We start from the raw sequence: 17,595 nt of genomic DNA, 5'->3' as shown, positions 1-17,595 counted from the left end.
CGGTTTAGCGCGCTATTGCCTGGCCACCGCTGAACCCATGCTATCTGAGGTGATAACAATGAAAATGAAGAAAAGTCTCGTTGCCCTTTGTTTATCTGCAGGGTTATTTGCCAGTGCGCCTGGCATCAGCCTGGCCGATGTAAATATTGTTCCGCAGAACACCACCGCGGCCCCAACAATCCCCACTGCTGCGCTGCAACAGTTAACCTGGACGCCGGTTGATCAATCTAAAACTCAGTCCACACAGCTTGCCAATGCAGGTCAGCGTTTAGATGTTGCTGGTATTACTGGCCCTGTAGCGGCCTATAGCGTACCGGCGAACATTGGCGAACTGACCCTGACGCTGTCCAGTGAAGTCAACAAACAAACCAGCGTATTTGCGCCAAACGTCTTAATTCTTGACCAAAACATGACGCCATCTGCGTTCTTCCCCAGCAGCTATTTCACCTACCAGGAGCCCGGCGTGATGAGTGCCGATCGTCTGGAAGGCGTAATGCGTCTGACGCCAGCGCTGGGCCAGCAAAAACTGTATGTTCTGGTCTTTACCACAGATAAAGATCTCCAGCAGACCACGACCCTGCTCGACCCGGCAAAAGCCTATGCCAAGGGGGTAGGTAACGCTGTTCCTGATATCCCTGACCCGATCGCGCGTCATACCACCGATGGTCTGCTGAAACTGAAAGTTAAAACCAGCTCCTCCTCCAGCGTGCTGGTCGGGCCGCTGTTTGGTTCTTCCGGCCCTGGCCCTGTTACGGTTGGTAATACCGCCGCGCCTGCAGTGGCTTACGCGGCTCCGGCGGCAGCCGTTGCTGCTCCGGCACCACAACCCGTGAAGAAAAGCGAGCCAATGCTGAACGACACGGAAAGCTATTTTAATCAGGCGATTAAGGATGCCGTGGCGAAAGGCGATGTTGATAAAGCGCTGAAGCTGCTTGATGAAGCGGAACGTCTGGGATCCAAATCTGCCCGATCCACCTTTATCAGCAGTGTAAAAGGCAAGGGGTAAACATCTCCCCACATTGTTGATTTTGCAACAACTGGTGCGTCTCCTGGCGCACCTTTTTTTATCCTTCGGTGCTAATTGTTACACTTATGTTGCCCTACCGATCACTTAATCGTGTTTGCTCACCCCGTAATGCCTTTTCTGCGATACAATGCCTTCAGGTTATAAATCGGAGAGTAAGGCATGCCACACCCTGCGTTAACGCAACTGCGTGCGCTGCGTTATTTTGATGCGATCCCGGCGCTGGATGCCCAACTGCTCGACTGGTTGTTATTGGAAGATTCCATGACCAAACGTTTTGAGCAGCAGGGCAAAGAAGTCACCGTCACGTTGATTCGCGAAGCGTTCGTTGGGCAAAATGAGGTGGCTGAAGAACTGACTCTGCTGCCCAAAGAGTCCCGCTATTGGTTACGCGAAATCCTGTTATGCGCGGATGGTGAACCCTGGCTTGCCGGGCGTACCGTGGTGCCTGAATCAACCTTGTGTGGCCCTGAACTGGCCTTACAGAACCTGGGGAAAACCCCGCTCGGACGCTACCTGTTTACGTCATCGACATTGACCCGAGATTTTATTGAGATTGGCCGCGATGCAGCGCTGTGGGGGCGTCGTTCCCGCCTGCGGCTGAGCGGTAAGCCACTGATGCTTACCGAGCTTTTTCTGCCTGCGTCGCCGTTGTACTGAGAGGAAGATAAAGATGGAGTGGAGTCTGACGCAGAATAAGCTGCTGGCGTTTCACCGCTTGATGCGTACGGATAAGCCAATCGGCGCCTTACTGCTGCTCTGGCCTACGCTGTGGGCTCTGTGGGTGGCGACCCCAGGCATGCCGCAACTGTGGATTCTGGCGGTTTTTGTCGCTGGCGTTTGGTTAATGCGCGCCGCCGGATGCGTGGTGAATGATTATGCCGACAGGAAATTTGACGGGCACGTCAAACGCACCGCGAATCGACCGCTGCCGAGCGGGGCTGTCACCGAGAAAGAAGCCCGAACGCTGTTCGTCGTATTGGTGCTGCTGGCCTTCCTGCTGGTTTTGACCCTCAACACGATGACCATTTTGTTGTCCGTTGCGGCATTAGCATTAGCGTGGGTTTACCCGTTTATGAAGCGCTATACGCATCTGCCGCAGGTGGTGCTGGGGGCGGCGTTTGGCTGGTCGATCCCGATGGCGTTCGCCGCCGTGAGTGAATCCGTACCGCTGAGCTGCTGGCTGATGTTCCTTGCGAATATTCTCTGGGCGGTGGCCTATGATACGCAGTACGCCATGGTTGACCGGGATGATGACCTTAAGATCGGCATTAAATCGACCGCGATCCTGTTCGGTCAGAACGACAAGCTGATTATTGGTATTTTGCAGGTAGGCGTGCTGGTGCTGATGGCGCTGGTGGGCTGGTTAAACGGGTTGGGACTGGGCTATTACTGGTCTCTGCTGGTGGCGGGCGCGCTGTTTGTCTATCAGCAGAAACTGATCGTCAACCGTGAACGTGATGCCTGCTTTAAAGCGTTTATGAACAATAACTACGTTGGTCTGGTGCTGTTCTTAGGTCTGGCAATGAGCTACTGGCATTTTTGATTTTGGCTTAGCCTGCAAAATAAAAAACCGGTCATTTCGACCGGTTTTTTTATGCTTACTCGCCCTGAGTGGCGCTCTCGATGGTCAGACGCACATCTGACGTGACCAGTTCGGCCAGCATCTGATAGATCTTCATCGTCTCTTCCGGTTCGGCATCTCCGGTATCGCTGATGAATCCCTCGTCACGCAGCGTCAGCACCAGAGAGCTGAACACGGCTTTATCGAAGAATTCCGGCGCGTTAATGCCGTGCAGCACTGAGAGGCGTTGCGCCACGGTGCGGCTCTCTTTCTCCAGCGTGCCACGGTTGATGGACGGGTTCGCGCTCAGCAGCCAGAAGGTAATGGCGTAGCGCTGCAACGTCTCGCGAGCACCTGCGGCCAGCAGCTGTAGCGTGCGGGAGCGGGCTGGATTGATATGCAGTTCGTCATCGGTCAGGGTGATGAGTCCCTGGCGCTGCATTTCGCTGGCCAGTTCGTCAATCACTCCGGCAAGCTCATCACGCTCCCAGCGTAAGAACAGCTCCGCTTTCAGCATCGGGTACAGCGCATCAATATGCTGCTGCAACGCGGCGCGTGAAATACGACGATGCTGAGTCACAATGGCTGCCATCAACGAAGGCAGAACCAGCATATGCGCAATGTTATTGCGGTAGTAGGTCATCAATACCGCCTGCTCGCGCGGCAGAATAATGATGTCACCGATGGTGTCTTTCTCGACCTCAAACTTGTTCATCTGCAAGGCGTGGTCGATCAGTTCACTGGCGCTCTGTGCCGGCACAGTCGAATCCGCAGCATACGGCACATTGCGCAGCAGGCTCAGGTAGCAGTCGAGTTGTTCGGTCAGCTGTTCACGGGTCAGAGAGCGCTGGCGGGAGGCCAGTAAAGCAGTACAGCACAGGTTCATGGCGTTGGCCGCGCCTGCGTTGTTAATGCGCACCATCAAATCGGCGGCAATGTTATTCACCGTCGGCGTCAGCCAGGCCGGGCGGATAGACTCGATAGGGTCGATAGATTCACGCCACTCCGGCACATGCTGGTTGAGGTAAGTCATCAATGGCATTGGTTCACCAAAGTTGACGTAGCCCTGACCCAGGTTACGCAGCTTGCTTAAGCCACGCAGCATTTGCGGCAGGCTTTCTTTCTCTTTCGTCGCGCCACGCAGCTCTTTCGCGTAGGTGCCCACTTCCATTACGTGCTCATAGCCGATGTAAATAGGAACGAGAGTAATAGGGCGCGTACCGCCGCGCAGCATCGCCTGAATAGTCATCGACAGCGTGCCGGTTTTCGGGTCGAGCAGACGACCGGTACGTGAACGGCCCCCTTCGACAAAGTACTCAACCGAGTAACCGCGGCTGAACAGCTCGCCCAGGTATTCACGGAATACGGTGGAATAGAGCTTGTTGCCCTTGAAGGTACGACGAATAAAGAACGCGCCCAGACGGCGGAAAATCGGACCCGCTGGCCAGAAGTTCAGGTTGATACCGGCTGCGATGTGCGGCGGCACCAGACCCTGATGGTACAGAACGTACGACAGCAGCATATAGTCCATATGGCTGCGGTGGCACGGAACGTACACGATTTCATGCCCATCGTGCGCCAACTGGCGTACACGTTCAGCATTGTGAACGTTAATCCCCTGATACAGACGGTTCCAGGTAAAGCCCAGAATACGGTCCGTCAAACGAATCATTTCGTAGGAGAAGTTGGCGGCAATCTCTTCCATCAGCGCAATGGCATTTTGCTGCGCTTTTTCGTGGGAGATTTTTTTACTGCGCGCTTCATCTTCTACCGCACGAGCGATCGCTTTTGAAGCTAACAGCTTATTAAACAGATCCTGGCGGGCAGGGAGGCGCGGGCCGACAGCGGCCAGACGCTGGCGAGCAAAGTGCATACGCGCCACGCGTGCCAGCTTCTGAGCAATGATCTTATCCGTACCATGTTCATCCGCCATACGGCGCAGAGAGACCGACGGAGAGAAGCGGACAAAACTGTCGCGACCCAGCCAGGACACCGCAAAGAATTTCTGTACGCCGTTTAGCATACGTAACGGCGGATTGACCTCGCCTTTTTCACGCCCCGGCGCACGGCCAAACATCACCGAAACCGGCACCATCTGCACATCCAGATCTGGATTGCTGCGATGCAAGTCGAGATAGTTGTGGAACAGCTTGATGGACTCTTCTTTCGGCGTGTAATAGGTGAATACACGCGGACCGCCGTGAATAAACACGTAGCGCGGTAACAGCGTTCCGTCTATCTCTAGTGGTTCCAGGGGATCGGGGAGGTCGTGCACCAGACATTGGGCACGCAGCGTCAGCAAGTCAGCTTTCGAATTGTACGGTAGGACGTACATAATGGGACGCGAAGTATCGAGTCCCAATTCCGGAGCAGGTTCTGCTGGAATAGACTTGCTTTTTACCAGGACGCTTAATGGTAAATTCAGTAATTTGTAGTAAATTCGTGGCCAGCCGGACATAAACGATGTAAAGCCTCTGGTTAATAATGCAAATGCGCTGCAAGGATATCAGAAAGTTTAGTGAATTTCTGTGGTATCCGGTCATACTTCGCGCTGCTTTGCCACACCCTGAACAAACGGGGTAACGTTACAATGACATTGACGCTAATAATGTAAAAAGGTTCTTTTTGATGGCCAATAATACCACTGGATTCACCCGAATTATCAAAGCTGCAGGTTATTCCTGGAAAGGTTTTCGCGCCGCATGGATTAATGAGGCGGCATTCCGTCAGGAAAGTGTTGCTGTCCTGCTGGGCGTCGCCATCGCCTGCTGGCTGGATGTTGATGCAATTACCCGCGTGTTGTTGATCGGTTCTGTGATGCTGGTGATGATCGTTGAAATCCTCAACAGTGCGATTGAAGCGGTGGTTGATCGTATTGGTTCTGAGTACCACGAACTTTCCGGTCGGGCGAAAGATATGGGGTCGGCTGCGGTATTGCTGTCTATTTTTGTCGCTCTAATCACCTGGGGCATCCTGTTGTGGTCGCATTTGCGATAAGGCTTCCACAACTGCATAAATCTCCTGTTTTTTGTGCAGTTTGCGGTTCCAAAATCGCCTTTAGCTGTATATACTCACAGCATAACTGTATATACACCCAGGGGGCGGAATGAAAGCGTTAACGGCCAGGCAACAAGAGGTGTTTGATCTCATTAGAGATCACATCAGCCAGACAGGTATGCCACCGACGCGTGCGGAGATCGCGCAGCGTTTGGGGTTCCGTTCCCCAAACGCAGCTGAAGAACACCTGAAAGCGCTGGCGCGTAAAGGTGTGCTGGAAATTGTATCCGGCGCATCGCGCGGTATTCGACTGTTGCAGGAAGAAGAAGAAGGGTTACCGCTTGTGGGGCGCGTGGCAGCCGGTGAGCCACTTCTGGCGCAGCAGCACATCGAAGGCCACTATCAGGTCGATCCTTCACTGTTCAAACCGAACGCCGACTTTCTGCTGCGCGTTAGCGGTATGTCGATGAAAGATATCGGGATTATGGACGGTGATTTACTCGCTGTGCATAAAACCCAGGACGTGCGTAACGGCCAGGTTGTTGTTGCCCGTATTGATGATGAAGTCACGGTTAAGCGGCTGAAAAAGCAGGGAAACAAGGTTGAACTCCTGCCAGAAAACAGCGAGTTCAAACCTATCGTTGTCGACCTGCGCGAACAAAACTTCACTATTGAAGGGCTGGCAGTAGGCGTCATCCGTAACGGTGAATGGCTGTAATTTTCTGTTGAATCCCTGTAGGCCGGATAAGACGATGACGTCGCCATCCGGCAACGTGCCCGGTAGCGCTGCGCTTGCCGGGCCTGCATCACATTGTCCAGTACGTCTAACTTCTTCTCAGGCCCTCCTGTATGCCTTTCTTTACCTCTTCTGATAAAGCGCTCTGGCACCTCGCCTTACCGATGATCTTCTCCAATATCACTGTTCCCCTGCTGGGACTGGTGGATACCGCGGTGATTGGTCATCTGGATAGTCCGGTCTATCTTGGCGGTGTTGCGGTTGGTGCCACGGCAACCAGTTTTCTTTTTATGCTGCTGCTTTTTTTGCGCATGAGCACCACCGGTCTTACCGCCCAGGCATTTGGTGCGAAAAATCCGCAGGCGCTGGCGCGCGCACTGGTGCAGCCGCTCATGCTGGCGCTGGGAGCGGGGTTGCTTATCGCACTGTTTCGTACGCCGATTATCGATCTGGCTCTGCACATTGTTGGCGGAAGTGAAGCGGTACTGGAGCAGGCCCGACGTTTCCTCGAAATTCGCTGGTTAAGCGCACCCGCCTCGCTGGCGAATCTGGTGCTGCTCGGCTGGCTGCTTGGCGTTCAGTATGCGCGTGCGCCGGTTATCTTGTTGATTGTCGGTAATATTCTCAACATTGTGCTTGATATATGGCTGGTGATGGGCCTGCATATGAACGTGCAGGGTGCGGCACTGGCAACGGTGATTGCTGAATATGCCACCTTGCTGATCGGCCTGATGATGGTGCGCAAAGTCCTGCATATGCGCGGAATTTCGCTGGCAATGCTGAAGCAGGCGTGGCGTGGCAACTTCCGCCGTTTGCTGGCGCTTAACCGTGACATCATGTTGCGCTCGCTGCTGCTGCAGCTCTGTTTTGGCGCTATCACGGTGCTGGGTGCGCGTCTGGGAGGCGATATCATTGCGGTTAATGCCGTTCTGATGACCCTGCTAACCTTTACCGCCTACGCGCTGGATGGATTTGCCTATGCCGTGGAAGCGCATTCGGGCCAGGCCTATGGGGCGCGAGATGGTAGCCAGTTGCTGGACGTCTGGCGGGCGGCCTGCCGACAGTCCGGTATTGTGGCTATTTTGTTTTCGCTGGTTTATGCCCTGTTTGGCGAGCAGATTGTTGCGCTGCTGACCTCGCTGCCACAGATCCAACAGCTGGCCGATCGCTATCTTTTCTGGCAGGTGGTGTTACCGCTGGTGGGTGTCTGGTGTTATCTGCTCGACGGAATGTTTATTGGCGCGACGCGCGCGGCAGAAATGCGCAACAGTATGGCCGTTGCCGCCACAGGATTCGCATTAACGCTGCTGACTTTGCCGTGGCTGGGAAATCATGGCTTGTGGTTGGCGTTAACCTTTTTCCTGGCGTTGCGCGGGCTTTCACTGGCCTTTATCTGGCGACGTCACTGGCGTAATGGAACCTGGTTTGCCTGAGCGGGATGGTTAAAAATTCCGAATAGTAAATAAAACCCAGAATCACTGACTACACTTATTCTCACGTCCAGCAAAAACAGCATGTGTCTGGACATGGCACTCTCGCTATTCACAACCTAACGATGAGGACTTGATGATGAATAAAGACGAAGTCGGCGGCAACTGGAAGCAGTTTAAAGGTAAAGTGAAAGAGCAATGGGGCAAACTGACCGATGATGATATGACGGTCATTGAAGGTAAACGTGACCAACTGGTCGGTAAAGTCCAGGAGCGTTACGGTTACGCGAAAGATCAGGCGGAGAAAGAAGTTAACGATTGGGAAAAACGTAATGATTACCGCTGGTAATTAACCCTTCCCTCCTGAGAGTACAAGGATGTACGCTCTCCCGCTTACCTAGCGCCCAACTTTCTTCTTCACCTGAATCGTATGGTCATGCTGGCACTCGCCAGGATGGCGGCAAGATTCAACTTCTACACAGGCCGGACACAGCCCGTGGGCTTCAATAACGTTATGCCGCAGTGCAAAGCCCATTTTTGCCGCCAGCGTATGCATAATGTCTTCCACGCCTTCCGCACACTCTTCTTTTACCACGCCACAGCGGTCGCAAATGAACATTGCAGAACTGTGGGTTGGCTGATCGAACAGATGACAAAGCACATAGCTGTTGGTGGATTCCACCTTGTGCACGAAACCTTGTTCCAGCAGAAAATCGAGCGCACGATAGACGGTAGGTGGTTTAGCCTGTGGCTCAGTTTCCCGCAACAGGTCGAGCAGGTCATAGGCGCTGATCGCACCTTCCTGCAGGCTCATCAGGCGCAGTACTTCGAGGCGTTGTGGCGTAAGCCGCACGTTGCGTTGCGCGCAGAGTTTTTCAGCTTGAGCCAATAACTCTTGCGTAGTGGTTTTGTCCATTTGGCGCCTCGATTTGCGTGGAAGGTTAATCCCTTACTTTAACATGTTCTGCTTAAAACACCGAGATCCACCGTGGTGTGCTATACCTGACGCATCGCAATACTGGAAAATAACCATGAAAAGACCCGATTGTATTCGCCACTGGCGTGAGGTTGAGGGGGCTGATGACTCCACTTATCCTGACAGCGATGAGCTATTTGCTATTGGCGCGCCGCTTGCCCGCAAGTTGGGGTTAGGACGACTCGGCATTCATCATGAACGCCTGCCGCCGGGTCGGCGTACCTCGTACCCGCACGCCGAAAGCGATGAGGAAGAATTTATCTACGTGCTTGAAGGTTATCCTGAGGCCTGGATTAACGGGTATTTATGGAAGCTGGAACCGGGCGACAGCGTCGGTTTCCCGGCAGGTACAGGCGTGTGCCATACCTTTATCAATAACACCAGTGAAGAGGTGCGCCTGTTAGTCGTGGGTGAGGCGAACAAAAAATACAACCGCATTTATTATCCGCTTAACCCGGTCTATGCCGCTACACGTGAGGATCGCTGGGTCGACCATCCGCCGCAGTTTTTTGGATCTCACGACGGAAAACCGGGGCGTAAATAGCTTTTGTTTAGGGTCAGGGGGAGTGAGCCGCGAGGATGTGGCTCACTATCGTAACGGTCTATGCTATAGTAGCGCCCCTTTTTTAACCGGATGCTTGAATATTCGCCATGCTGCCTGAATCTCAGTCTACCGCTTTTCCCGCTCATCGTTTTTCTATCGCGCCGATGCTCGACTGGACGGACAGACACTGCCGCTACTTTTTGCGCTTACTGTCCAGCCAGACGCTGCTCTATACGGAGATGGTAACCACTGGGGCAATCATTCATGGTAAAGGCGATTATCTGGCGTATAGCGAAGAAGAACATCCGGTCGCATTGCAACTGGGCGGGAGCGATCCTGCGGCGCTGGCGCAGTGCGCAAAGCTCGCTGAACAGCGGGGCTACGACGAAATTAACCTCAACGTGGGTTGTCCTTCCGACCGCGTACAGAATGGCATGTTTGGCGCCTGCCTGATGGGGAATGCGCAACTGGTCGCCGATTGCGTCAAAGCGATGCGCGACGTGGTGTCGATTCCGGTTACGGTGAAAACTCGTATCGGCATTGATGACCAGGACAGCTACGAATTCCTCTGCGATTTCATCAACACGGTATCTGGCAAAGGCGAATGTGAGATGTTTATCATTCACGCCCGCAAGGCCTGGCTGTCAGGGTTAAGCCCGAAAGAAAACCGCGAAATTCCACCGCTGGATTATGACCGTGTTTATCAGTTAAAGCGTGATTTTCCGCATCTGACGATGTCGATCAACGGCGGCATTAAATCGTTGGAAGAAGCGAAAATTCATCTGCAACATATGGATGGCGTGATGGTGGGGCGTGAGGCGTATCAAAACCCAGGCATTCTGGCGTCCGTTGACCGCGAGATTTTTGCAGCTACCACCGAAGATACCGATCCAGTCGCCGTGGTGCGTGCCATGTACCCGTATATTGAGCGTGAACTGAGTAAGGGAACCTATTTGGGACATGTTACCCGCCATATGTTGGGGCTGTTTCAGGGCATCCCTGGTGCCCGTCAGTGGCGTCGCTATCTGAGCGAGAATGCACATAAAGCCGGGGCAGATATTAACGTTCTGGAGCATGCGCTGAAGCTGGTGGCAGACAAGCGTTAAGTTTTCACCAAAAGTTAGTTAATTTCACCACGCCCTGCGCTTTGTCGCGGGGCGTTTTCTTTATAAATCAACGCATTATTTTTGGCATGTTTCTTGTAAAGCAATGGAGAGAATTTCATTTCGGGAGAGAGCCATGCTGGAACTACTTTTTGTGATTGGATTTTTTATCATGCTGATGGTCACCGGCGTATCTTTGCTGGGCGTTCTGGTCGCATTGGTCGTAGCCACGGCCGTGATGTTTCTGGGCGGACTATTTGCCTTGATGATTAAACTGTTGCCCTGGCTGCTACTGGCTGTTGCCGTGGTGTGGGTGATCAAGGCGATAAAAGCACCAAAAGTCCCACAGTATCAGCGCAATAACCGCCGGTTTTACTAAGGTATTGAGCGGTACGTCACAACCTGCAACATTGCCTTTAGAACCAATTAGGAATTGATTATCAAATCTGTCACTATTGCCAGGTTAACGAATTCATCGAGCTGTACCCTACATACAGCCGAACTAAAAAAAGAAAGGGCTTCCTGCGGGAAGCCCTAATTCTTTCTTTCCCCGTCATCTTAAGGAATTAGCAAACTCGATCCCTGCGTGGCACGGCTTTCCAGTACTTCATGAGCACGCTGTGCATCGTGCAGTGCGAACGTTTGACCAGGCGCGACATCCACTTTGATCACTCCGCTGGCAATCAGCGAGAAAAGCTCATTGCTGGCTTCGGTTAATTCGCGGTGATTGGTGATGTAACCCTGTAGAGAAGGACGGGTCACGTATAGCGAACCTTTCTGGTTCAGAATGCCTAAGTTCACGCCAGTAACCGGCCCGGAAGCATTACCAAAGCTGACCATTAGTCCCCGGCGCTGTAAACAATCCAGCGAGGCTTCCCAGGTATCTTTCCCCACCGAGTCATACACCACCCGCACTTTTTTACCGCCAGTTACCTCTTTCACTCGCTCAATAATGCTCTCTTCACGATAGTTAATGACCTGCCATGCGCCAGCCTGCAGCGCAATTTGCGCTTTTTGCGCACTGCCGACGGTACCAATCAGCTTCGCACCCAATGCTTTTGCCCACTGGCAGGCAATCATGCCGACGCCGCCCGCAGCCGCATGGAACAAAAACGGCTCATCAGGTTGAATTTCATAGGTTTTACGTAACAGATAAAAAACGGTTAGCCCTTTAAGAAACGAGGCGGCAGCTTGTTCAAACGAGATAGCGTTAGGCAGGATGGCGGCTTTATCGGCCGGAACGTTATGCACTGAGCTGTAGGCGCCAAGAGCAGACTGGGCGTACACCACGCGATCGCCAGCTTTAATGTGTGTCACTTTGCTGCCAACTTTGCTGACTACGCCGGCGGCTTCGGTACCCAGCCCGCTGGGCAGGGAAGGCGGTGGATAAAGACCACTGCGGATGTAGGTGTCGATATAGTTGATCCCAATCGCTTTGTTCTCGACCTGGATTTCGTTTTCCGCCGGGTCTACGGGCGTAAACTCCACCGTCTTGAGTACATCAGGGCCACCATGCTTGTGAAATTCAATACGTGTTGCCATGCTTCCTCCAAAAGAAATGTGGTAATCTTTCGACCCAATCATTATCTCGGTAACTCCATTCACTATGGCAGGAAATAAACCCTTCAACAAACAACAGACTGATGCTCGTGAGCGCGATCCCCAGGTCGCCGGGCTGAAAGTACCGCCGCACTCGATTGAAGCGGAACAGTCGGTGTTGGGCGGTTTAATGCTGGATAACGAACGCTGGGACGATGTCGCCGAGCGTGTGGTGGCGGAAGATTTTTATACCCGTCCGCACCGGCATATCTTCACGGAAATGCATCGCCTGCAGGAGATGGGAAAACCCATCGATCTGATCACACTGGCAGAGTCGCTGGAAGTTCAGGGACAACTGGACAGCGTCGGCGGTTTTGCTTACCTGGCTGAGTTGTCTAAAAACACGCCAAGTGCGGCGAACATTAGCGCTTATGCGGATATCGTCCGCGAACGCGCCGTTGTTCGTGACATGATTTCAGTTGCGAACGAAATCGCGGAAGCCGGTTTTGATCCGCAAGGGCGCTCCAGTGAAGATCTGTTGGACCTTGCAGAATCCCGTGTCTTTAAAATCGCGGAAAGCCGCGCTAATAAAGACGAAGGCCCGAAAAATATTACTGACGTGCTCGACGCCACCGTCGCGCGTATCGAGCAGCTGTTCCAGCAACCGCACGACGGCGTCACCGGGGTGAACACCGGTTATGACGACCTCAATAAAAAGACGGCTGGTTTGCAGCCGTCAGACTTAATTATCGTCGCCGCGCGTCCGTCGATGGGTAAAACGACATTTGCAATGAACCTCGTCGAAAATGCGGCGATGTTGCAGGATAAGCCGGTTCTTATCTTTAGTCTTGAAATGCCCTCAGAACAGATCATGATGCGTTCCCTGGCCTCGCTCTCACGCGTAGACCAAACCAAAATTCGTACCGGTCAACTGGATGATGAAGACTGGGCGCGAATTTCCGGAACAATGGGTATTTTGCTGGAGAAACGAAACATCTATATTGATGACTCCTCCGGCCTGACGCCTACGGAAGTGCGCTCGCGTGCCCGTCGTATCGCCCGTGAACATGGCGGTATCGGACTTATCATGATCGACTACCTGCAGCTGATGCGCGTGCCGTCGCTCTCCGACAACCGTACGCTGGAAATTGCAGAAATCTCCCGCTCGCTGAAAGCGTTAGCGAAAGAACTGCATGTGCCGGTGGTGGCGCTGTCGCAGCTTAACCGCTCTCTGGAACAACGTGCCGACAAGCGTCCGGTCAACTCGGATCTGCGTGAGTCTGGCTCCATCGAGCAGGATGCCGACTTAATCATGTTTATCTATCGTGATGAGGTTTATCACGAAAACAGCGACCTGAAAGGGATCGCAGAAATCATTATTGGTAAGCAACGTAACGGCCCGATCGGAACGGTTCGCCTGACGTTTAACGGTCAGTGGTCGCGCTTTGACAACTATGCCGGTCCTCAATATGACGATGAGTAATTTCTAAGGAATACAAATGCAAGCGGCAACTGTAGTTATTAACCGCCGCGCTCTGCGACACAACCTGCAACGTCTGCGTGAACTGGCTCCAGCCAGCAAACTGGTTGCGGTTGTGAAAGCGAACGCCTACGGCCATGGTCTGTTAGAGACCGCGCGAACGCTCCCCGATGCGGACGCTTTTGGTGTCGCTCGTCTTGAAGAAGCCCTGCGCTTGCGAGCGGGAGGGATCACGCAGCCCATCCTGCTGCTGGAGGGATTTTTTGATGCCTCCGATCTGCCGACTATTTCCGCGCAGCGCCTGCATACTGCCGTCCACAACCAGGAGCAGCTCGAAGCCCTGGAAGCCGCTAAACTGGCTGAACCCGTTACCGTCTGGATGAAGCTCGACACCGGTATGCATCGACTGGGCGTACGCCCTGAGCAGGCCGAGGCGTTTTATCAGCGCTTAACACAGTGTGAAAACGTGCGCCAGCCGGTCAATATCGTCAGCCACTTTGCTCGCGCGGACGAGCCTGAGTGTGGCGCGACCGAAAAACAGCTCGATATCTTCAACAGTTTTTGTGAAGGCAAACCGGGGCAGCGTTCGATTGCCGCGTCGGGTGGTATTTTGCTGTGGCCGCAGTCTCACTTCGACTGGGCGCGTCCGGGGCTGATTCTGTATGGCGTATCGCCACTGGAAAATCACTCCATCGGCGCTGATTTTGGCTGCCAGCCGGTAATGTCGCTGACCTCAAGCCTGATTGCGGTGCGCGAGCACAAAGCGGGGGAGCCGGTTGGTTATGGTGGAACCTGGCTGAGTGAGCGCGACACGCGTCTTGGCGTGGTAGCGATGGGCTATGGCGATGGTTATCCGCGCGCAGCGCCTTCGGGGACACCGGTACTGGTCAATGGCCGTGAAGTGCCGATCGTCGGTCGCGTCGCGATGGATATGATCTGCGTCGATTTAGGCCCCGAAGCGCAGGATAAAGCCGGCGATTCGGTGATTCTGTGGGGCGAGGGCTTGCCCGTTGAACGCATTGCTGAAATGACGAAAGTAAGTGCTTACGAACTTATTACGCGTCTGACCTCAAGGGTAGCGATGAAGTATATCGATTAGCAGCATGATGTGCCGGACAGGTGGTTACGCCGCCTTCCGGCAATATTCCTCTCAACATCCTCTCGATCTTCTCCCACTTCCGGTTTATTGTGTTCTTAACCCCTGCCTGTAAACCCGGAGAACCACACGTGTTTCAAAAAGTTGACGCCTACGCCGGCGACCCGATCTTATCGCTCATGGAGCGCTTCAAAGAAGATTCACGTAGCGACAAAGTGAATCTCAGCATCGGCCTGTATTACAACGAAGACGGCATTATTCCTCAGCTTAAAGCTGTGGCAGAAGCGGAAGCTCGCCTCAATGCCAAACCGCATGGCGCTTCGCTGTATCTGCCGATGGAAGGTCTGAACACGTATCGCCATACTATTGCGCCGCTGCTGTTTGGCGCAGAACATCCGGTTCTCCAGCAGCAGCGCGTCGCAACCATTCAGACGCTGGGCGGCTCCGGTGCGTTAAAGGTTGGCGCAGACTTCCTGAAACGTTATTTCCCTGATTCTGGCGTGTGGGTCAGCGATCCGACCTGGGAAAACCATATCGCGATTTTTGAAGGTGCCGGATTCGAAGTAAACACTTACCCATGGTATGACGACACGACCAACGGCGTGCGTTTCAACGACCTGCTGGCAACGCTGAATACCCTACCGGCGCGCAGCATCGTGCTGCTACATCCGTGCTGCCATAACCCGACAGGGGCGGATTTAACGCCTGCGCAGTGGGATAGCGTTATTGAGATCCTGAAAGCACGCGATCTGATTCCGTTCCTGGACATTGCTTACCAGGGCTTTGGTGGTGGAATGGAAGACGACGCCTATGCGATTCGCGCCATTGCCAGCGCCGGATTGCCTGCTCTGGTCAGTAACTCATTCTCGAAGATTTTCTCCTTATACGGCGAGCGTGTCGGTGGACTGTCAGTGGTATGTGAAGATGCTGAAGCCGCCAGTCGCGTTCTGGGGCAGCTAAAAGCGACGGTGCGTCGGAACTACTCCAGCCCGCCAAACTTTGGTGCGCAGGTAGTTGCCGCGGTACTGGGTGATGACGCGCTGAAAGCCAGTTGGCTGGCGGAAGTTGAAGAGATGCGTACCCGCATTCTGGCGATGCGCCAGGAGTTGGTTAACGTATTGAATACGGAGATCTCAGGCCGTAACTTTGACTACCTGCTGCAACAGCGCGGGATGTTCAGCTATACCGGGCTTAGCGCAGCCCAGGTTGATCGTCTGCGCGATGAGTTCGGTGTATACCTGATCGCCAGCGGTCGCATGTGCGTGGCCGGGTTGAATCACGGTAACGTGCAGCGCGTGGCGAAGGCATTTGCCGCCGTCATGTAATCGACTTTGCAGGCCTGATAAGCGTCGCGCCATCAGGCCTGTTTTCCAATGTGATCGTGCTCCTTTTCCAGGACAAAACCAGAGAAAATCCTTCCTTTCCCTCCCCCTAAGGGGTAAGGTCAGATAGTTTTTTGACCAGTTGTTAATAAAAAAATGATAACTAACTGACTACTTAGGGAAAAATATGCGCAAGTTTACGTTGGCACTGAGTGCCGTTTGTTTATTGTTCACGCTAAATCAGCCAGCCCAGGCACTCGTTTCTTCTCCCTCTCAGCTCAATCCAGGCACTAACGTTGCAAAACTCGCTGAGCAGGCACCCATTCACTGGGTCTCCGTGGCACAAATTGAAAACAGTCTGACCGGACGTCCGCCGATGGCCGTCGGGTTTGATATCGATGACACTGTCCTCTTTTCCAGCCCAGGCTTCTGGCGCGGTAAAAAAACGTATTCTCCGGACAGTGAGGATTACCTGAAGAATCCGGCCTTCTGGGAAAAAATGAACAATGGCTGGGACGAGTTTAGTATTCCAAAAGAAGTCGCGCGCCAACTGATTGATATGCACGTGCGTCGCGGTGACAGCATCTTTTTCGTGACCGGGCGTAGCCAGACGAAGACTGAAACGGTGTCGAAAACGTTGTCTGATAACTTTCACATCCCAGCTGGAAATATGAATCCGGTCATTTTTGCCGGCGACAAGCCGGGTCAGAACACCAAAACGCAGTGGCTGCAGGATAAAAATATCCGCATGTTCTACGGTGACTCCGATAATGACATTACCGCCGCTCGCGACGTGGGTATTCGCGGTATTCGCATTTTGCGCGCCTCTAACTCCACTTATAAGCCGCTGCCACAGGCCGGTGCGTTTGGTGAAGAGGTGATCGTCAACTCGGAATATTGAGGACGCTGGCTGCGGATTGCTGTTTTTTTAAACAAATTTACATTGCTGGCTTTTACCTTTTGCGGACTTGCTGCACACTGAATAAAAGATGTTCTCATGAGGCAATATGCTGGTAAGGGGAATAAAGATGACGAATTCGGAGTTGCTGCAATACTGCATGGCAAAAACGGGCGCGGAGCAGAGCGTTCACAGTGACTGGAAGGCCACGCAAATCAAAGTCGAAGATGTGCTTTTTGCCATGGTAAAAGAGGTGGAAGAACGCCCGGCGGTGTCTCTGAAAACCAGCCCTGAACTGGCAGAACTGTTGCGCCAGCAGCATAGCGATGTTCGGCCAAGCAGGCATCTCAATAAGGCGCACTGGAGTACGGTGTATCTGGACGGCTCGCTGCCGGATTCACAGATTTATTATCTGGTCGACGCCTCTTATCAGCAGGCTGTGAACACGTTGCCGGAAGATAAACGCCGGATACTGACGCAGCCCTGATCCGTTTCGCCGGATGCGGCGCAAGCACCTTATCCGGCCTACAGGCTTTATACCTGGTCTGTAGTTTCGTAGGTCTGATAAGCGCAGCGCCATCAGGCACAACGGTTGCCGGATGCGGCGCAAGCACCTTATCCGGCCTACAGGCTTTATACCTGATCTGTAGTTTCGTAGGCCTGATAAGCGCAGCTCCATCAGGCACAACGGTAGCCGGATGCGGCGCAAGCACCTTATCCGGCCTACAGGTTTTATACCTGATCTGTAGTTTCGTAGGCCTGATAAGCGTAGCGCCATCAGGCACAACGGTAGCCGGATGCGGCGCAAGCGCCTTTTCCGGCCTACAAGCTTTATACCTGATCTGTAGTTTCGTAGGCCTGATAAGCGCAGCGCCATCAGGCGCAA

General features: G+C 53.5%; 18 protein-coding genes. 15 read left to right on the top strand and 3 right to left on the bottom strand.

Going from position 1 to position 17,595, the window contains the following annotated elements; genetic code table 11:
• Positions 1-58: 58 nt before the first annotated feature.
• The 3 genes from malM to ubiA all read left to right on the top strand — a co-directional run bounded on the left by malM (position 59) and on the right by ubiA (position 2,570).
• Positions 59-1,006, top strand: coding sequence for a maltose operon protein MalM (gene malM / locus OGY09_RS22775; RefSeq protein ID WP_008786918.1), 948 nt, complete (start codon positions 59-61; stop codon positions 1,004-1,006).
• 180 nt (positions 1,007-1,186) lie between these two features.
• Entirely contained in the window at positions 1,187-1,684 is a 498-nt protein-coding gene (gene ubiC / locus OGY09_RS22770; RefSeq protein ID WP_032942095.1) for a chorismate lyase, read from the top strand.
• Positions 1,685-1,697: 13 nt separating this feature from the next.
• On the top strand, positions 1,698-2,570 hold the full coding sequence (ubiA, locus tag OGY09_RS22765; protein WP_003826589.1) for a 4-hydroxybenzoate octaprenyltransferase: 873 nt from the start codon (positions 1,698-1,700) through the stop codon (positions 2,568-2,570).
• A gap of 55 nt (positions 2,571-2,625) precedes the next feature.
• On the opposite strand, the gene plsB is transcribed toward ubiA, so the two are convergent.
• Positions 2,626-5,046 (bottom strand): glycerol-3-phosphate 1-O-acyltransferase PlsB, encoded by a 2,421-nt coding sequence (gene plsB, locus OGY09_RS22760; RefSeq protein ID WP_008786919.1) that lies wholly within the window; start codon positions 5,044-5,046, stop codon positions 2,626-2,628.
• A 170-nt stretch (positions 5,047-5,216) separates the two neighbouring features.
• Between plsB and OGY09_RS22755 the strand changes: the two genes are divergently transcribed.
• The 4 genes from OGY09_RS22755 to OGY09_RS22740 all read left to right on the top strand — a co-directional run bounded on the left by OGY09_RS22755 (position 5,217) and on the right by OGY09_RS22740 (position 8,100).
• Positions 5,217-5,585 (top strand): diacylglycerol kinase, encoded by a 369-nt coding sequence (locus OGY09_RS22755; RefSeq protein WP_003826594.1) that lies wholly within the window; start codon positions 5,217-5,219, stop codon positions 5,583-5,585.
• 109 nt (positions 5,586-5,694) lie between these two features.
• The gene (gene lexA / locus OGY09_RS22750) at positions 5,695-6,303 is read left to right on the top strand and encodes a transcriptional repressor LexA (RefSeq protein WP_003826596.1); all 609 of its coding nucleotides are present in this window, start codon (positions 5,695-5,697) and stop codon (positions 6,301-6,303) included.
• Positions 6,304-6,434: 131 nt separating this feature from the next.
• Positions 6,435-7,754 carry an MATE family efflux transporter DinF gene (gene dinF, locus OGY09_RS22745; RefSeq protein WP_032942096.1) on the top strand — a complete coding sequence of 440 codons (1,320 nt, stop codon included), beginning with the start codon at positions 6,435-6,437 and terminating at the stop codon, positions 7,752-7,754.
• Between the two features lie 136 nt (positions 7,755-7,890).
• Positions 7,891-8,100 (top strand): CsbD family protein, encoded by a 210-nt coding sequence (locus tag OGY09_RS22740; RefSeq protein WP_003031706.1) that lies wholly within the window; start codon positions 7,891-7,893, stop codon positions 8,098-8,100.
• Between the two features lie 48 nt (positions 8,101-8,148).
• Here the strand turns inward: OGY09_RS22740 and zur are convergent, their stop codons facing one another.
• Positions 8,149-8,667 (bottom strand): zinc uptake transcriptional repressor Zur, encoded by a 519-nt coding sequence (zur, locus tag OGY09_RS22735; RefSeq protein ID WP_003031709.1) that lies wholly within the window; start codon positions 8,665-8,667, stop codon positions 8,149-8,151.
• A 115-nt stretch (positions 8,668-8,782) separates the two neighbouring features.
• Here zur and OGY09_RS22730 point away from each other — a divergent pair, with 115 nt between their 5' ends.
• The 3 genes from OGY09_RS22730 to pspG all read left to right on the top strand — a co-directional run bounded on the left by OGY09_RS22730 (position 8,783) and on the right by pspG (position 10,753).
• The gene (locus OGY09_RS22730) at positions 8,783-9,271 is read left to right on the top strand and encodes a cupin domain-containing protein (RefSeq protein ID WP_003031710.1); all 489 of its coding nucleotides are present in this window, start codon (positions 8,783-8,785) and stop codon (positions 9,269-9,271) included.
• Between the two features lie 107 nt (positions 9,272-9,378).
• Positions 9,379-10,377, top strand: a complete 999-nt coding sequence (gene dusA, locus OGY09_RS22725) for a tRNA dihydrouridine(20/20a) synthase DusA (RefSeq protein WP_020996089.1) — start codon at positions 9,379-9,381, stop codon at positions 10,375-10,377.
• Between the two features lie 133 nt (positions 10,378-10,510).
• On the top strand, positions 10,511-10,753 hold the full coding sequence (gene pspG, locus OGY09_RS22720; RefSeq protein ID WP_032942098.1) for an envelope stress response protein PspG: 243 nt from the start codon (positions 10,511-10,513) through the stop codon (positions 10,751-10,753).
• Between the two features lie 179 nt (positions 10,754-10,932).
• Here the strand turns inward: pspG and OGY09_RS22715 are convergent, their stop codons facing one another.
• Positions 10,933-11,916, bottom strand: coding sequence for a quinone oxidoreductase (locus OGY09_RS22715; protein WP_032942099.1), 984 nt, complete (start codon positions 11,914-11,916; stop codon positions 10,933-10,935).
• 64 nt (positions 11,917-11,980) lie between these two features.
• Here OGY09_RS22715 and dnaB point away from each other — a divergent pair, with 64 nt between their 5' ends.
• The 5 genes from dnaB to OGY09_RS22690 all read left to right on the top strand — a co-directional run bounded on the left by dnaB (position 11,981) and on the right by OGY09_RS22690 (position 17,196).
• Entirely contained in the window at positions 11,981-13,396 is a 1,416-nt protein-coding gene (gene dnaB, locus OGY09_RS22710; RefSeq protein WP_003826610.1) for a replicative DNA helicase, read from the top strand.
• Between the two features lie 16 nt (positions 13,397-13,412).
• A complete protein-coding gene (gene alr / locus OGY09_RS22705) occupies positions 13,413-14,492 on the top strand; it encodes an alanine racemase (protein ID WP_003826612.1) in 1,080 nt (359 codons plus the stop codon).
• 128 nt (positions 14,493-14,620) lie between these two features.
• Positions 14,621-15,814 (top strand): aromatic amino acid transaminase, encoded by a 1,194-nt coding sequence (gene tyrB, locus OGY09_RS22700; RefSeq protein WP_032942100.1) that lies wholly within the window; start codon positions 14,621-14,623, stop codon positions 15,812-15,814.
• A 184-nt stretch (positions 15,815-15,998) separates the two neighbouring features.
• A complete protein-coding gene (gene aphA, locus OGY09_RS22695; protein WP_003826615.1) occupies positions 15,999-16,712 on the top strand; it encodes an acid phosphatase AphA in 714 nt (237 codons plus the stop codon).
• A 127-nt stretch (positions 16,713-16,839) separates the two neighbouring features.
• Positions 16,840-17,196: an MmcQ/YjbR family DNA-binding protein gene (locus OGY09_RS22690; RefSeq protein ID WP_008786927.1), complete on the top strand. Its 357-nt coding sequence runs from the start codon at positions 16,840-16,842 to the stop codon at positions 17,194-17,196.
• Positions 17,197-17,595: the final 399 nt, after the last annotated feature.

The organism is Citrobacter sp. Cpo071, from assembly GCF_030332765.1.
GTDB lineage: Bacteria > Pseudomonadota > Gammaproteobacteria > Enterobacterales > Enterobacteriaceae > Citrobacter > Citrobacter portucalensis.
The sequence above is the reverse complement of the archived record's forward strand: the minus strand, read 5'-3'. Positions and strand labels throughout refer to the sequence as shown.

Coding starts and splice junctions, on each gene's coding strand:
- lexA (WP_003826596.1), top strand. CDS start 5,695: ATGAAAGCGTTAACGGCCAGGCAACAAGAGGTGTTTGATCTCATTAGA.
- alr (WP_003826612.1), top strand. CDS start 13,413: ATGCAAGCGGCAACTGTAGTTATTAACCGCCGCGCTCTGCGACACAAC.
- aphA (WP_003826615.1), top strand. CDS start 15,999: ATGCGCAAGTTTACGTTGGCACTGAGTGCCGTTTGTTTATTGTTCACG.
- OGY09_RS22730 (WP_003031710.1), top strand. CDS start 8,783: ATGAAAAGACCCGATTGTATTCGCCACTGGCGTGAGGTTGAGGGGGCT.
- OGY09_RS22690 (WP_008786927.1), top strand. CDS start 16,840: ATGACGAATTCGGAGTTGCTGCAATACTGCATGGCAAAAACGGGCGCG.
- ubiC (WP_032942095.1), top strand. CDS start 1,187: ATGCCACACCCTGCGTTAACGCAACTGCGTGCGCTGCGTTATTTTGAT.
- OGY09_RS22740 (WP_003031706.1), top strand. CDS start 7,891: ATGAATAAAGACGAAGTCGGCGGCAACTGGAAGCAGTTTAAAGGTAAA.
- OGY09_RS22715 (WP_032942099.1), bottom strand. CDS start 11,916: ATGGCAACACGTATTGAATTTCACAAGCATGGTGGCCCTGATGTACTC.
- dusA (WP_020996089.1), top strand. CDS start 9,379: ATGCTGCCTGAATCTCAGTCTACCGCTTTTCCCGCTCATCGTTTTTCT.
- pspG (WP_032942098.1), top strand. CDS start 10,511: ATGCTGGAACTACTTTTTGTGATTGGATTTTTTATCATGCTGATGGTC.
- malM (WP_008786918.1), top strand. CDS start 59: ATGAAAATGAAGAAAAGTCTCGTTGCCCTTTGTTTATCTGCAGGGTTA.
- OGY09_RS22755 (WP_003826594.1), top strand. CDS start 5,217: ATGGCCAATAATACCACTGGATTCACCCGAATTATCAAAGCTGCAGGT.
- dnaB (WP_003826610.1), top strand. CDS start 11,981: ATGGCAGGAAATAAACCCTTCAACAAACAACAGACTGATGCTCGTGAG.
- dinF (WP_032942096.1), top strand. CDS start 6,435: ATGCCTTTCTTTACCTCTTCTGATAAAGCGCTCTGGCACCTCGCCTTA.
- ubiA (WP_003826589.1), top strand. CDS start 1,698: ATGGAGTGGAGTCTGACGCAGAATAAGCTGCTGGCGTTTCACCGCTTG.
- zur (WP_003031709.1), bottom strand. CDS start 8,667: ATGGACAAAACCACTACGCAAGAGTTATTGGCTCAAGCTGAAAAACTC.
- plsB (WP_008786919.1), bottom strand. CDS start 5,046: ATGTCCGGCTGGCCACGAATTTACTACAAATTACTGAATTTACCATTA.